Annotated in this window: 12 protein-coding genes; 5 read left to right on the top strand and 7 right to left on the bottom strand. The window is 57.1% G+C overall.

Translation table 11 applies throughout. The features are described 5' to 3' along the window. Positions 1–111: 111 nt before the first annotated feature. On the bottom strand, positions 112–888 hold the full coding sequence (exuR, locus tag QZH36_RS11620) for a transcriptional regulator ExuR (RefSeq protein ID WP_301252938.1): 777 nt from the start codon (positions 886–888) through the stop codon (positions 112–114). Positions 889–955: 67 nt separating this feature from the next. Then, a complete protein-coding gene (locus QZH36_RS11615; RefSeq protein WP_253455761.1) occupies positions 956–2,257 on the bottom strand; it encodes an MFS transporter in 1,302 nt (433 codons plus the stop codon). A gap of 352 nt (positions 2,258–2,609) precedes the next feature. Between QZH36_RS11615 and uxaC the strand changes: the two genes are divergently transcribed. Continuing rightward, complete coding sequence (gene uxaC, locus QZH36_RS11610; RefSeq protein ID WP_253455758.1) at positions 2,610–4,019, top strand: glucuronate isomerase; 1,410 nt, start codon at positions 2,610–2,612, stop codon at positions 4,017–4,019. A gap of 179 nt (positions 4,020–4,198) precedes the next feature. Then, positions 4,199–5,689, top strand: coding sequence for a UxaA family hydrolase (locus tag QZH36_RS11605; RefSeq protein ID WP_301730284.1), 1,491 nt, complete (start codon positions 4,199–4,201; stop codon positions 5,687–5,689). Between the two features lie 99 nt (positions 5,690–5,788). Here the strand turns inward: QZH36_RS11605 and sstT are convergent, their stop codons facing one another. The 3 genes from sstT to QZH36_RS11590 all read right to left on the bottom strand — a co-directional run bounded on the left by sstT (position 5,789) and on the right by QZH36_RS11590 (position 9,407). Continuing rightward, entirely contained in the window at positions 5,789–7,027 is a 1,239-nt protein-coding gene (sstT, locus tag QZH36_RS11600; protein ID WP_301730283.1) for a serine/threonine transporter SstT, read from the bottom strand. 177 nt (positions 7,028–7,204) lie between these two features. After that, entirely contained in the window at positions 7,205–8,173 is a 969-nt protein-coding gene (locus QZH36_RS11595) for a TerC family protein (protein ID WP_253455751.1), read from the bottom strand. Between the two features lie 244 nt (positions 8,174–8,417). Beyond that, positions 8,418–9,407 (bottom strand): Gfo/Idh/MocA family protein, encoded by a 990-nt coding sequence (locus QZH36_RS11590; RefSeq protein ID WP_301252945.1) that lies wholly within the window; start codon positions 9,405–9,407, stop codon positions 8,418–8,420. Between the two features lie 166 nt (positions 9,408–9,573). Between QZH36_RS11590 and QZH36_RS11585 the strand changes: the two genes are divergently transcribed. Next, positions 9,574–11,265 carry a chloride channel protein gene (locus tag QZH36_RS11585; protein WP_301252947.1) on the top strand — a complete coding sequence of 564 codons (1,692 nt, stop codon included), beginning with the start codon at positions 9,574–9,576 and terminating at the stop codon, positions 11,263–11,265. A gap of 45 nt (positions 11,266–11,310) precedes the next feature. Here QZH36_RS11585 and QZH36_RS11580 read toward each other — a convergent pair whose 3' ends face one another. Next, positions 11,311–11,811, bottom strand: a complete 501-nt coding sequence (locus QZH36_RS11580) for a M48 metallopeptidase family protein (RefSeq protein ID WP_253455745.1) — start codon at positions 11,809–11,811, stop codon at positions 11,311–11,313. Between the two features lie 146 nt (positions 11,812–11,957). Here QZH36_RS11580 and QZH36_RS11575 point away from each other — a divergent pair, with 146 nt between their 5' ends. After that, the gene (locus tag QZH36_RS11575) at positions 11,958–12,473 is read left to right on the top strand and encodes a thioredoxin family protein (RefSeq protein ID WP_301252949.1); all 516 of its coding nucleotides are present in this window, start codon (positions 11,958–11,960) and stop codon (positions 12,471–12,473) included. A gap of 195 nt (positions 12,474–12,668) precedes the next feature. After that, the gene (rlmG, locus tag QZH36_RS11570) at positions 12,669–13,796 is read left to right on the top strand and encodes a 23S rRNA (guanine(1835)-N(2))-methyltransferase RlmG (protein ID WP_301252951.1); all 1,128 of its coding nucleotides are present in this window, start codon (positions 12,669–12,671) and stop codon (positions 13,794–13,796) included. Here the strand turns inward: rlmG and QZH36_RS11565 are convergent. Continuing rightward, positions 13,793–14,506: a purine nucleoside phosphorylase YfiH/LACC1 family protein gene (locus tag QZH36_RS11565; protein WP_301252952.1), complete on the bottom strand. Its 714-nt coding sequence runs from the start codon at positions 14,504–14,506 to the stop codon at positions 13,793–13,795. The genes rlmG and QZH36_RS11565 overlap by 4 nt on opposite strands. Positions 14,507–14,519 lie beyond the last annotated feature (13 nt).

Here is a 14,519-nt window from a genome sequence, read left to right as displayed (position 1 = left end):
CATTACCGTTGTTGTACAGGCGCAATCAGGAGGTGCAAAGGAGTTTTACACAGGCTGACATAATTAGAGGGTTAACTGCAATAATTTCGCCGCCTGGCGGCGGCAAAACCCTTACTTATCGGTCACAGAGATGCCTTTGATGGCGACAACGGGATTTTCAGTAAACATGTAACGATCGATGCTGGGTTCAAAATCGTCTGAAGTGGCTTTAAACAGCATCTGGCGGGTATGTTCAAGGTGCTGCCACATGGCCAGCTTGCTGCCGGCCGGATCTTTACGCATCAAGGCGTTAAGTATGCGATCGTGATCGTCACACCAGCTTTCCATAGCGCTGTCGTCAATGTGTTCATGCAGTTTCAGCCAGTAGGGGTTGTGCAAACGGTGCAGCCACATTTTTTCTACAATAGCGGCCAGCGCGCCGTTTTGCGTGGCGCGGGCAATCTGCACATGGAATTTTAAATCCCATTCTGAATCACGGAAGCGATCTTCTTTTCTGGCCTGCTGCTGGATTTCCATTAACTGCTGAATATCCTGCCGGGTTACCTGAGTGGCGGCAAACTCTGCCACATTGCTTTCAATCAGCTGGCGAGCCTGTAGCAGTTCAAACGGGCCAAAGCTGGCAAATTCTGACTGTTCGTCCGGAACGACGCTGTTTCTCTGGTGTTGTGAGATCACATGGATACCTGAGCCTTTGCGTACCTCAACGTATCCTTCTACTTCCAGCATGATGATCGCTTCACGCACCACAGTGCGGCTGACGCCCATTTCTTCTGCAATAAAGCGTTCAGCCGGTAATTTCTCGCCAACGGCATAAACCCCTTCCTCCAGACGACGTTTAAATTCCGCAGCGAGCTGCTGGTAAAGACGTCGGGATTCGGCCAACACCATAATCTTTCTCCTGCCGCACAATGATGGAATTTGTTATACCACTTCCGCCGGGCGGGAGAAACCCGGACTAGCGCGCGGCGGCCCCGGCCGACCTGACGCTCTGCTGCTTCTGATCGACTGCGGGTTGGTTGCTTAATAATGTCCAGATAGCTACTGCGCCAAGCACATCCATCAGCGCCAGCACGGCGAACAGCGGACTGAATCCCAGCGTGTCCGCCAGGGCGCCGACGATCAACGCAAACAGCGTGCTGGCGCTCCAGGCCGCCATCCCCGTCAGGCCATTGGCGGTCGCCACTTCATTGCGGCCAAACACATCGGAGGAAAGGGTTATTAACGCGCCCGACAGCGCCTGATGAGCAAAGCCGCCTACGCAAAGCAGGGCAATCGCGGTGTAGGGACTGCTAAATAAGCCAATGGTGCCGGGAGCAATCATCAGGAGCGCGCCCATAGTAACCACCAGCTTACGCGAGACGATAAGATTGACACCGAACCAGCGCTGGAACAGCGGCGGTAGATAGCCACCGATGATGCAACCAAGATCGGCGAACAGCATCGGCATCCAGGCGAACAGCGCAATTTCTTTCAGATTGAAGCCGTAGGCCCGAAACATAAACAGGGGGATCCAGGCGTTGAACGTTCCCCATGCGGGCTCAGCCAGAAAGCGCGGTAGCGCGATCCCCCAGAATTGCCTGCTGCGAACAATTTGCCAGGCGCTCATTTTGGTCGCATTGCTGACCTGATGGTGCGCTTCCTGGCCTGAAAGAATGTACCGACGCTCGGTTTCATGCAGTTTTTTATGATCTTTTGGATGCTGATAAAAAATCAGCCAGCATAACGCCCAGATAAAGCTAAGGATGGCGGTAACAATAAAGGCCATCTGCCAGCTGTGCGCCACGATAGCCCAGACAACCAGAGGCGGTGCCAGCATGGCGCCAATGGACGAGCCGACATTAAAATAGCCTACCGCGATAGATCGTTCTTTGGCCGGAAACCATTCGCTGCTGGCTTTTAATCCGGCGGGGATCATCGCTGCCTCTGCCGCGCCTACGGCGGCACGAGCCAGCGCCAGTCCCGTCCAGCTATTGGCCAACGCCGTGGCTCCGCAAAAAATCGCCCAAAGAATGGCAAACAGAGCGTAACCCACTTTCGTTCCCAGCACGTCAAGGATATAACCCGCGACGGGTTGCATCACGGTATAGCAGGCCGAATAGGCGGCGACGATATAGGAGTACTGCTGGGTCGTGATATGCAGCTGTGATTCCAGCGTAGGCGCGGCAACGGCAATCGTATTGCGTGTCAGGTAGCCCAGCACGGTGCCCAGCGTGACCAGACCTATCATATACCAACGCAGTCCTTTGATTTTACGCATAAAATTCTCCCGCTTTTTCTAATCCCTATTGATTTATGGCTTCCTTTTCAACGCGGGACGGCTTGCTGGTTGGCACCCGCACGTTAACTCTCCAACCGCCGTAGTGTCAGGAGGCTGAATGCCGCAACAATAACTTGTCATACAGATTCTAAAGGAGAGAAACGTCACAATTGCAGCCCAGGCGGCTAATGTTTTTTTTAATATCATATTAATCAATAGGTTATTTTTTATCCCGGCAACGCCGTCAGGCGTAAATGGCATTTTTGTGATCGGGGTTGCACAAAATTACGCCGTATCTCAATAATTGGTATGATAACTTTGCAGCAAAGGATGTTGACCACAGGAGAAGGGTATGTCGGGTTTTATGCAGGAAGATTTTTTGCTGTCGGGGGAGTTTGCGCGCCGCTTGTACCATGAGTTTGCGGCCGGGCAGCCCATTTTTGACTACCACTGCCATCTGCCGCCGCAGCAGATTGCCGAGGATTATCGATTCAAAAATCTGTATGACATCTGGCTAAAAGGCGATCATTACAAATGGCGAGCGATGCGGGCGAATGGCGTACCGGAAGCGCTGATTACCGGTAACGGCAGCGATCGTGAGAAGTTTGCCGCCTGGGCCAGCACGGTGCCCGATACTATTGGCAATCCTCTTTACCACTGGACGCATCTTGAGCTGCGTCGACCTTTTGGCATTACGGACACGCTGCTGTCGTCGGAAACGGCGGAAGAAATATGGTCGCGGTGCAACGCGCTGTTGGCACAGGATGCGTTCAGCGCCCGCGGTATCATGCAGCAGATGAATGTGAAAATGGCGGGCACGACCGACGATCCGGTCGACGACCTGCGCTACCATCGCCTGCTCGCTGAAGATGCCAGCTTCACTGTCAAAATATTGCCAGGCTGGCGTCCTGATAAGGCGTTAAATCTGGAGGCTGGCGGCTTCTGTGACTATCTGCAAAAACTGGCTGCGGTTAGCGATACGGATATTGTCCGCTTCGACGATCTCCGTCAGGCACTCAGCCGCCGGCTTGACCATTTTGCCGCTCACGGCTGTAAAATTGCCGACCATGCGCTGGATGTTGTGCTGTATGCCGATGCGGACGAAGCCACGCTGGACGGCATCCTGGCGCGGCGTCTTGCCGGAAAAAGCCCGAACGAGCTGGAGATTGCGCAATTTAAAACGGCGGTGCTGGTATGGCTTGGTGCGCAGTATGCTCAGCGCGGCTGGGTTCAGCAGTATCATATCGGCGCATTGCGTAACGCCAACAGTCGTCAGTTTGCGCGGCTGGGGCCGGACGTGGGCTATGACTCTGTTAACGACGCTCCGATCGCCGTACCGCTGGCGCGTTTGCTGGATGCCCAGCACCGAAAGGATGCGCTGCCAAAAACCATTCTCTACTGCCTGAACCCACGGGATAACGAAGTTATCGCCACGATGGCCGGCAATTTTCAAGGCGAAGGAGCGCCGGGCAAAATGCAGTTCGGTTCCGCGTGGTGGTTCAACGATCAGAAAGACGGCATGACGCGACAGCTGACGCAGCTGGCGCAAATGGGCATGCTCAGCCGTTTCGTTGGCATGTTAACCGACAGCCGCAGCTTTCTCTCCTACACGCGGCATGAATATTTCCGTCGCCTGCTGTGTGAAACCATCGGTGGCTGGGTGGATAACGGTGAAGCACCGGCCGATCTCAATCTGCTGGGCAAAATGGTGGAAAACATCTGTTTTAACAATGCGCGCGACTATTTTGCCGTTGAGCTGTAACCGCCGTCCTGAACCGTTGCGGCTCCGCTACCAGTACGGACAGAAAACGCCCTGGGCGAAACGCAATACCGGGGAAGGAGCGCAATGCCGTACCGGGACTGACCGCAAGGGTAACGGTATTTGTGCCACGACTTATCAGCAAGGGCATACGCCAGCCCCGCTTAGCTGAGGAAAACATTATGCAGCGTTATATCCGGATCGATCCTGAAGATAACGTAGCCGTCGCGCTGGCTGACCTGGCGGAAGGCGAGGCGCTGGAAGCAAACCGGCACGTAATCGTGTTGCAACAGCCTGTCGCGCGTGGGCACAAGTTCGCCCTTTTACCGCTGGCTGTGGATGAGCCGGTTATAAAATATGGCCTGCCTGTTGGGCATGCCACCCAGGCGATCGCCGCAGGGGAAGGGGTCCATTCTCATAACCTCTGTACCAATCTTGGGGACGTAAATGCCTATCGCTATCGGCCGGATTTCGTCACGCTGCCAAAACCGGCTGGCGATCGCGAAGTGCAGATTTACCGCCGCCGTGACGGCAGGCCCGCCATTCGTAACGAACTCTGGCTCCTGCCAACGGTTGGCTGCGTCAACGGTATAGCAAAGCAAATGGTGGCCCGCTTTATGGCAGAAAGCGAGGGCGCGACAGATATTGACGGCGTTTTCCTCTTCACCCATCCGTATGGCTGCTCGCAGCTGGGAGAAGACCATCTCAATACGCGCACCCTGCTGCAAAATATGGTGCGCCATCCAAATGCCGGCGCGGTACTGGTGATAGGTTTGGGCTGCGAAAACAATCAGATCGATGCTTTTCGCGAGACGCTGGGCGAAGTGGATGCCGATCGCGTCGGCTTTATGACGCTACAGCAGCACGATGATGAAGTGGAAGCCGGGCTGGCTCAACTACGTCGCCTGTATAAAGCGATGCGTAACGATCGCCGCGAGGCTGGACGGCTAAGCGAGCTGACGTTTGGCCTGGAATGCGGCGGCTCGGATGGCCTTTCCGGCATTACCGCTAACCCCTTGCTGGGGCGTTTCTCAGACGAGGTGATAGCCAACGGCGGCACCACAGTGCTGACGGAAGTGCCTGAAATGTTTGGCGCCGAACAGACCCTGATGAACCGCTGTCGGGACGAAGCAACCTTTCGCAAAACTGTCGATATGATTAACGATTTCAAGCGTTATTTCCTGCAGCACCACCAGCCCGTTTTTGAAAACCCTTCGCCGGGCAACAAAGCGGGCGGCATCACTACCCTGGAGGAAAAGTCGCTGGGCTGCACGCAGAAAGCGGGTCGGAGCCAGGTGGTGGACGTGCTGAAATATGGCGAGCGCGTACGCAAGCCGGGGCTGAATTTACTCAGCGCGCCGGGCAATGATGCCGTGGCGACCAGCGCGCTGGCGGCGGCGGGCTGTCATATGGTGCTGTTCAGTACCGGCAGGGGCACGCCCTACGGCGGCTTTGTGCCCATCGTTAAGCTGGCGACCAACAGCGAACTGGCGGCGAAGAAACCGCACTGGATCGATTTTGATGCCGGGCCTTTGCTTCAGGGTGTGGAGATGACGACGCTACTGGAAAAATTTATCGATCTGCTGGTGGAAATCGCCTGCGGCCGTCAGACCAGAAACGAGCTGAATGATTTTCGCGAACTGGCGATTTTTAAAAGCGGGGTGACTTTATAGCGGGCGCGTAACGCTGCGCGACAGGGCGAGAAAGCCCACCCGTTCGGCAGGGCAGGATTTCTCGCTGAGCAGGGCGCCATCTTTTGACGGCGCCGCCGGTTAAGCTTCTTGTTCCACCCGACGCTCTTCGGCCATGCAGGCCGCGGCGGTAAACAGAATATCGGCGGAAGAATTCAGCGCCGTTTCGGCGGAGTCCTGTAGAACGCCGATAATAAAGCCTACGGCTACTACCTGCATCGCCACATCGTTAGGGATGCCGAACATATTGCAGGCGACGGGGATCAGCAGCAGCGAACCGCCCGCCACGCCGGACGCGCCGCAGGCGCAGATGGAGGCCACAAGGCTAAGCAGGATTGAGGTGCCGATATCTACATGGATGCCCAGCGTATTCACCGCCGCCAGCGTCAGCACGGTAATGGTGATGGACGCGCCCGCCATACTGATATTGGCGCCCACGGGGATCGAGACGGAATAGGTGTCTTCATCCAGATTAAGCTTCTTCGCCAGCGCCATATTTACCGGGATATTGGCCGCCGAACTGCGGGTAAAGAAGGCGGTGACGCCGCTTTCCCGCAGGCAGGTAAAGACCAGCGGGTAAGGATTACGGCGGATCTTCCAGTAGACCAGGATGGGGTTGATAACCAGCGCCATCAGCAGCATACAGCCCAGCAGCAGGGCAAGCAGATGCGCGTACTGCCACAGCGCCGAAAAGCCGGTAGAGGCCAGAATCGACGCCACAAGGCCGAAAATACCGACAGGAGCGAAGCGGATCACGATACGCACCAGGTAAGTCACGGCATCGGAGGCATCATTCAGGAAAGCGCGCGTGGTGTCGCTGCTGTGGCGGAAAGCGAAGCCCAGGCCAATCGCCCACACCAGGATGCCGATATAGTTGGCATGCATCAGCGCGTCGATCGGGTTGGAAACCATGCTCATCAACAGGCCGTTTAAGACGGCCAGGATACCGGACGGCGGCGTGATTTCATTATTGGCGGCGCTCAGCGTCAGCGTCTGCGGCAGCAAATGGCTGAACGCCACAGCCAGCACGGCGGCAAAAAACGTGCTCAGCAGATACAGTATCACGATAGGGCGGATAGAGGTTTTCTGGCCCTGCTTGTGGTTGGCGATAGAGGAGATCACCAGCACCATGACCAGCAGCGGCGCTACGGCTTTCAGCGCGCTGACAAACAGCGAGCCGAACAGGCTGACGGAAAGCGCGCTCTCTTTGGAAAACCACGCCAGCGCCACGCCAGCGACCAGACCGATCAAGATCTGCGTAACCAGGCCTGCCTGCATCAGACGCTGCAACAGGCCGGGACGATTCTTTTCATTACTCATATAAAAACCAGCTGTAAAAGTGATGGAATGCGCCTCAGCGTCGTGTGCGCTGAACTGACGGCATCGGTGTGTTTGCGCAGGCAGTATAAGGAAATGTGTTGGCAGGGGAAGCGAAAAGTGGCCCGACGGCGGCGGAATATTCTGCCGTCAGGCCTGGCTGTTACGTCAGGGTAAAAGTTATTTCCGCAGCGCTAAACGATCGTTGCGGCGGTTAACCAGAGCGTTAATCAGCAGCGTAATGGCCAGGATACCGCCGACGATGCTCAGCGAAACCGCCACCGGAATATGATAGAAATCGACGATCAGCATCTTGATACCGATAAAAATCAGCACGATCGCCAGACCATATTTCAGCATAGAGAAGCGTTCCGCCACGTTAGCCAGCAGGAAGTACATCGCGCGCAGGCCAAGAATAGCGAACAGGTTAGAGGTCAGGACGATAAAGGGATCGGTAGTAACGGCAAAAATAGCCGGAATGCTGTCCACGGCGAAAATAACGTCGCTCAGCTCGACCATAATCAGCACCAGCAGCAGCGGCGTGGCGTAGAGCAGGCCGTTGCGGCGCACAAAGAACTTTTCGCCTTCCAGGTTATCGGTCATGCGCAGATGGCCACGCAGCCAGCGCACCACCGGCTTATCGCCTACCGCGCCTTCATCGCCGCCTGCCATCGCCATTTTGACGCCGGTAAACAGCAGAAACGCGCCGAACAGGTAGAGGATCCAGCTGAATTCCGACACCAGCCAGCTGCCGGCGAAAATCATGATGGTACGCAGCACGATGGCGCCCAGCACGCCGTAAATCAGCACGCGGCGCTGAAGCGCAGCAGGAACGGAGAAGTAGCTGAACAGCATCAGCCAGACGAAAACGTTATCGACGGCCAGCGCTTTTTCCAGCACGTAACCGGTCAGAAAGGCGAGGGATTGCGTATGGGCGATCTGCGGCCCGACGGTTTCTTTCAGATACCACCACAGCCCGGCGGCGAACAGCAGCGAGAGGCTAATCCAGACCAGCGACCAGAAGGCGGCCTGCTTCATCGACATGGTTTGCGCGCCGCGCCGCCCCTGCATCAGCAGATCGATGGCCAGCATAATCACCACCACGACAGCAAAGCTGCCCCAAAGTAACGGCGTGCCTACAGTATTCATAGTTTTGTCCTGTCAAAAATAAAATGGCCAACGTCGGAAGACGTCAGCCACACTATTTTTGCTGTGAGCAAACCTCGCCTTCCGGCAAGGTCTCACTTACAGTCAGCTTGCTGACTGCCCGGCAACCGGGCGCTTACGCACCGTAATGACGATTGACCGACGAAGAAGTTACTCCCCTTTGCAGCAGTGAAGATAGTGGCCGCGAGCACATTGGTCAATCTTACGCAGAAATATTTAGCAATATTTACACGACGGCCAGCGCATCGGCAGGAAAAACCACGCCGGTCTGGCGACGGATCTCCGTCAGCAGCGCCGCTGTGATGCGCGTCACGGTCAGGCCCGGATGGTCTACAGCGTGTTCTTCCACCAGCCGGACAAAGGTTTCCGCTTCGTACAGTAACGTGTTGATGTGCTGAGGCTGGCTAAGATCCTGCGGCTTCGCGCCGCGCGGTATGAAATGGATCTGCTGGCAGTCGGCCAGCTGCCCGATAACCAACGATCCCGCTTCGCCCTGGATTTCGCCGGGCAGATCGGACTGGCTGACTTTGGAGTGCAGCAGCGTCACGTCGAAACCGTCGTAGCTCATAACCACCGTACCGTGGGCGTCGACGCCGCTCTCCAGCAGCGAAGCCGTGGCGACCACGCGCGCCGGCTCGCCCCACAGGCTGACCGCCGCTGCCAGGCAGTAGTAGCCGATATCCATTATCGAGCCGTTTGACCAGGCCGGATTAAACGTATTCGGGTTCTCTCCCTCCAGATAGCGCTGATAGCGTGATGAATACTGGCAGTAGCTAAACAGCGCCTTGCGCAGCTTGCCGACCTTCGGCAGCGCCTGGCGCAAAATGTGAAAGTTCGGCAGGCTGGCCGTTTTAAACGCTTCGAACAGCACCACCTGATTAGCGCGCGCGCAGGCGATCATCGCTTCCGCTTCGCGAAGGTTAGAGGCGAGCGGCTTCTCACAAATCACGTGCTTCTTGTGCTGTAAAAACAGCAGCGCCTGCTGACAGTGCAGCGCGTTGGGGCTGGCGATATAAACGGCGTCTACCGCCTCCGACTGCGCCAGCCGATCGAGAGAGGTAAAAAAATGCTCAACGGGATAGTCGCGGCTGAAGGCCTGAGCCTGCTCCAGCGTGCGTGAATAAATGGCGGTAAGCTTCATTTTCCCGGTTTCGTGCGCGGCGTCGACAAACTGACGCGTAATCCAGTTGGTTCCAATAACAGCGAAGCGGATCATAATTTTTCCCGAACGGTTGATTCATTGAGCCGGGCGCCGTGCGCGCCGTAACCTTATCTACCAGCGTAGCAGGCAAAAAAGCGCGGCGGGCGCGCTGACTATTTGATTTTTAACGCTGCCTCTCTCACGATAAGAGCAGGTTAACGGCGGCGAGGTCAAAAAATTCATGTCCACAGGCAGTAAACATGCACTTAACTGGACCAGCCTGCTGGTCGCTATTCCTGTGGGGCTGGCGGCTTCGCTGGTGACGCTGGGCTTCCGCTTGCTGATAGAAGGCATCAATCTGCTGATGTTCGGCAGCCGTCAGGATGTGACCCAGGCCATCGGCGTCTGGCCCTGGTATACGTGGCCGCTGATTGTCGGCGGCGGCGGGGTACTGGCCGGATTTTTTCTGCGCTACGCCACCGCTATTGAACAGAAAGCGACGGTTCGCACCGATTATCTGGAAGTGATCAACGCCCGGCTGGACGCGGTGCCGACCAAAACCTCGCTGTTTCGCGCGCTCTCTTCCATCGCCAGCATCAGCAGCGGCGCGTCCATTGGTAAGGAGGGGCCGATGGTGCAGCTTTCGGCGCTGGTAGGCAGCCTGATGGGACGCTTCTGCTTCAAAAATCTGCCGCTGAAGAACACGGACGTCGTGGCGATGGCCGCGGCAGCCGGGCTCTCTTCCGTTTATCATGCGCCGCTTGCCTCGGCTATCTTTGTGGCGGAAATCGCGTTCGGCATTTCCGCCTTACAGCGGCTGATCCCGCTGATTATCTCGGCTGGCGTGGCCGTGCTGACCATGTCCGCGCTGGGCTATCGTTCCGCCATCTACCCTTTTGCCCACGCGCAGTTTGCGCTGACGCCGGAAAACATGCTGCTGACGGTGCTGATTGGCCTGCTGGCGGGCCTGGCCGGCTGGACGCTGATTTGGCTGATCGCGCAGAGCCGTAAGCGCTTTAGCCGCGTTAAAAGCCTGCCGCTGCGGCTGGGGCTGGGTGGCGTGATGGTGGGCGTGCTGGCTATCGGCAGCACTAAGGTGCTCGGCAACGGCTATGAGGTGATTGTGGAGATCATGGCCGGCAGCTTTATGCTAAAAGGGCTGATTGCGCTGCTGCTGTTAAAGATGCTGGCCACGGCTATTTCGGTTGGCTCCAACGCTGTCGGCGGGCTGTTTACGCCATCGCTGCTGACCGGCGCGCTGTTGGGCGTGGTGGTTGCCAGCCTGGCCGCGCTGGCCGGGCTGCCGGTGGATAACGTCGTCATTTTCGCCGCTGTGGGCATGGGCGCGGTGCTGGCCTCGGTCAGCCAGGCGCCGCTGATGGCGATGCTGATGGTGCTGGAAATGACGCTAAACAGCAGCCTGCTGTTTCCAACCATGATCGCCTGCGTGCTGGCTTTTATGGTGGTGTACCGTCTGCAATCCAGCAGCACCTATCCGGTTATTCAGCGCCATTTCAGCCGTTCGGACGCCAAGTTCGATTTTGACAACGGCATTATCTCGCAGTTTATCGTTTCCGGCGCGGCGCTACAGCCGCAGGATCCCGTCGGCAAGGCGCTGGCGGTGAGCTCGCTGAAGCGCGAACGTTTCGTCTATGTGATTAACGAAACCGGTCAGTTTATGGGCGCGGTGTCGATCCACGATATTTCGCGCAAGGTGCTGGATAAGGAGATTACGCTGAACTCGCCGATAAGCTGCGTAACGGACGAGAATTTCCCTTATATTTTTGAGAATCAAACCATTACGGAAGGTTGGGAAGCCTTCGCCAGGGTGACGCTGGAGCGTCTGCCGGTGCTGAATAATCCTGTCGAGCGCAAGTTTCTGGGCGCGCTTACCAAAACCAGCCTGATCCAGAAAGCAAAGGACTTTTTATAATGCGACAGCAGGTCGCGGCGAGCACGGAGGCACGTCGCGGCGGCGCTAGCTTTCTCTGCCGCGCAGCGCCTGTTCGGTCAGCCACAGGCGCGTATCAAATTCCAGCTGGTGATACTGCGGCTCCATATGGCAGCAAAGCTGATAAAACGCCTTGTTATGATCTTTCTCTTTAATGTGCGCCAGCTCGTGTACCACGATCATGCGTAAAAATGCCTCCGGCGCCTGTTTAAAAATGGTCGCCACGCGGATTTCCGCCTTCGCCTTTAGCTTGCCGCCCTGCACGCGGGAAATGGCGGTGTGCAGCCCCAGCGCGTGTTTCATTACCTTGATTTTGCTGTCGTAAATCACTTTATTCAGCGGCGGCGCGTTACGCAGGGCCTGGTTTTTCAGCGTCAGCGCGTAGTCATATAACGCTTTGTCGCTGGTGATGGCGTGCGTGTCGGGATAGCGTTTTTGCAGTACTTCGCCCAGCCGCTGCTGATCGATTAGCTGCTGCACCTGAGTCAGCAATGACTCCGGATAACCTTGTAAATAGAGTAAAGACACAGGCGCTCCCACATAAATAATGGTCGAAAGCCGGATTTTATCATGCGGACGCCGCGCCGGGGGATCTTTGCGTCGACGGCGCGTGACGTTGCAAGCCTTAAGACCTTTTCGCATACTGTCGGTTTAGTGAATGATTCGGAGTCATCATGATTGATTACAGAGAGCTGTTCAGCGCGGGCGCGGGCTTTGAGGCTTTTGCCAAAACCGGCCTGGCTGGCGAAATTGCCGCCGTCAAAGAGGCGCGCGCGAAGCTGAACTCGGAAGAGTATGTTTCCAGCGAGCTGAAGGAGCAGGTAAAACAGGTGCGCGGCGCTTATTATCTGCTGACCGCAGCGGAATTGTGGTGTCCGGACTGCCAGCGCAACGTGACCGCGATGCAGTTTATCAGCGAGCTACAGCCGACCATCTCCCAGGCGATTATCAGCAAAAGCCGGGCGGAACGTACGCTGCTGCCCGCGCTGGCGCTGGATAAGGTGCGGATCCCTTTTACCGTGGTGCTGGATGAGAAGTTTGAGCCGATCGGCACTTTTGTGGAAAGACCGGAAAAAGCGATCCACGGCGGTGAAGCCGAGCTACAGGCCTATCGGGAAGGTCGGCTGTTAAACGCAACCATTGAGGACATTCTCGCTATTATTCATCAGCATCAGGCAACCCGCAGCTGACGGCAGCCGCAGGCAGCGCGGATCCGTCAGGAAAAAATCAGCAATTTCAGGCGATAACAAAGTCAGCGCGGCACGGCGGCGACAAAAGAAGAAAAGGTGACAGCGGTCGCAACTCGCGCCTGAACAAGAAAAACATTTACTGTCGGCGCATTTTAGGGGATAACTCGCGGGAATTTTTATCCAGCCGGAGATCCCATGAGCCAATTCGAACTGAGCCACCGCACGCTGACGCTGCACCGTTTTCCCCAGATGCGTGAAGAAAGCCCGTTACAGGCGTGGGACGCCGCCGATGAATATTTGCTGCAACAGGTTGCGGACAAGCCTGCCAACGGCACGACGCTGATCTTTAACGACACCTTTGGCGCGCTGGCCTGTGCGCTGGTGGGCGAAGAACTTTTTAGCATCAGCGACTCGTGGATCAGCCAGCAGGCGACGCGGCAGAACCTGCTGGAAAACGGCATGGACGAAGGCGACGTGCATTTCCTGGACAGCCTGGCCGCGCTGCCCGCCAGCCCGGGCCGCGTGCTGATAAAAATCCCTAAATCCCTTGCGCTGCTGGAGCAACAGCTGCGCGCGCTGCGCCATGTGGTAACGCCGGAAACGCAGGTTATCGCGGCGGGTAAAGCAAAAGATATTCATACCTCGACGCTACAGCTGTTCGAGCGCGTGCTGGGGAAAACCACCACGTCGCTGGCGGTGAAAAAAGCGCGGCTGATCTACTGTACGCCAGCGCTGCCGGAACTGGCCGCAGGCGCGGAAACCTACAGCTGGCCGCTGGACGGCACGCCTTACCACATTCATAACCACGCCAACGTGTTTGCCCGCAGCGGGCTGGACGTCGGCGCGCGTTTCTTTATGGCGCATCTGCCGGATAATATCGACGGTGAAATTGTCGATCTGGGCTGCGGCAACGGCGTGATCGGCCTGATGGCGCTGGAGCAGAATCCCACGGCGGAAGTGCATTTCGTTGATGAATCCTGGATGGCGGTTGCCAGCAGCCGGATGAACGTGGAGGTTAACCGCCCGCAGGACATGGCGCGCAGCCACTTTGCGGTCAATAACTCGCTGGCCGGTTTCCCTTCCGATCGCCTGCATGCGGTGCTTTGCAATCCGCCTTTCCATCAGCAGAACACGCTGACCGATCATATTGCCTGGCAGATGTTCCGCGATGCGCGCCGCTGTCTGCAATACGGCGGCGAGCTGCGCATCGTCGGCAACCGTCATCTCGACTACTATCGCAAAATGAAGAAGCTGTTCGGCAACTGCACCACCGTCGCCTCTAACCAAAAGTTTGTGATCCTGCGTTCGGTAAAACTGCGTTAACGCCGCCTGATCCAGGCATATCGCTGCTGATAGCCATGCTGAAAATGGCCGTTGCGGCGATAGCTCGCCTGTTCTTCCGCCATACAATAGGTGCAGATGCCGCTCAGCTCGATTTGCGCTTCCGGCACGCCTGCGCGCATCGCCATGCGTTTCGCCAGCAGCGGCAGATCGAACCAGACGCCCTGCGTGGTGCCAATCGCCTGCGCTCTTACCGCCTGCGGATTGCGATATTGCCGCGTGGAGTACGCCAGCAACGGCCGCAGGTCGTGCGGGTTTTCCTGACGCATAGCCGCGATGCGATCCTCGCCCAGTTCATAACAGCACGGCCCAATCGACGGGCCAACGGCAAGATACAGGCTGTCCGGCGTTGCACCGCGCTCGCAAAGCCGATGGATAGCCTGAATGAGCACGCCTTTTAGCGCGCCGTTCAGCCCGGCATGAACGGCGGCGACCTGCTTCTGCCGCACGTCGGCGATCAGCACCGGCAGGCAGTCGGCGGTATAGACCGCAACGGGGTACAAATCTGTGGCAATCAGGCCGTCGGCCTCGTGGCTTTTCACCGGCAGCGCTTCGCTGCTCAGCAGGACATTAGCCGTGTGGCGCTGACGATTCATGATGCTTTCCGGCGGCGGCGGCTCGCCAGCGGGCTGAAAAGCATGATCGAGCCAGGCAAGAGAAGAGAGCAGGGTGGAATGGTAAGCGTGCGGCATCGGGCGACCTTTT

The sequence above is a fragment of the Erwinia wuhanensis genome, assembly GCF_030484085.1.
Taxonomy (GTDB): Bacteria; Pseudomonadota; Gammaproteobacteria; order Enterobacterales; family Enterobacteriaceae; genus Erwinia; species Erwinia aeris.
The sequence above is the reverse complement of the archived record's forward strand: the minus strand, read 5'-3'. Positions and strand labels throughout refer to the sequence as shown.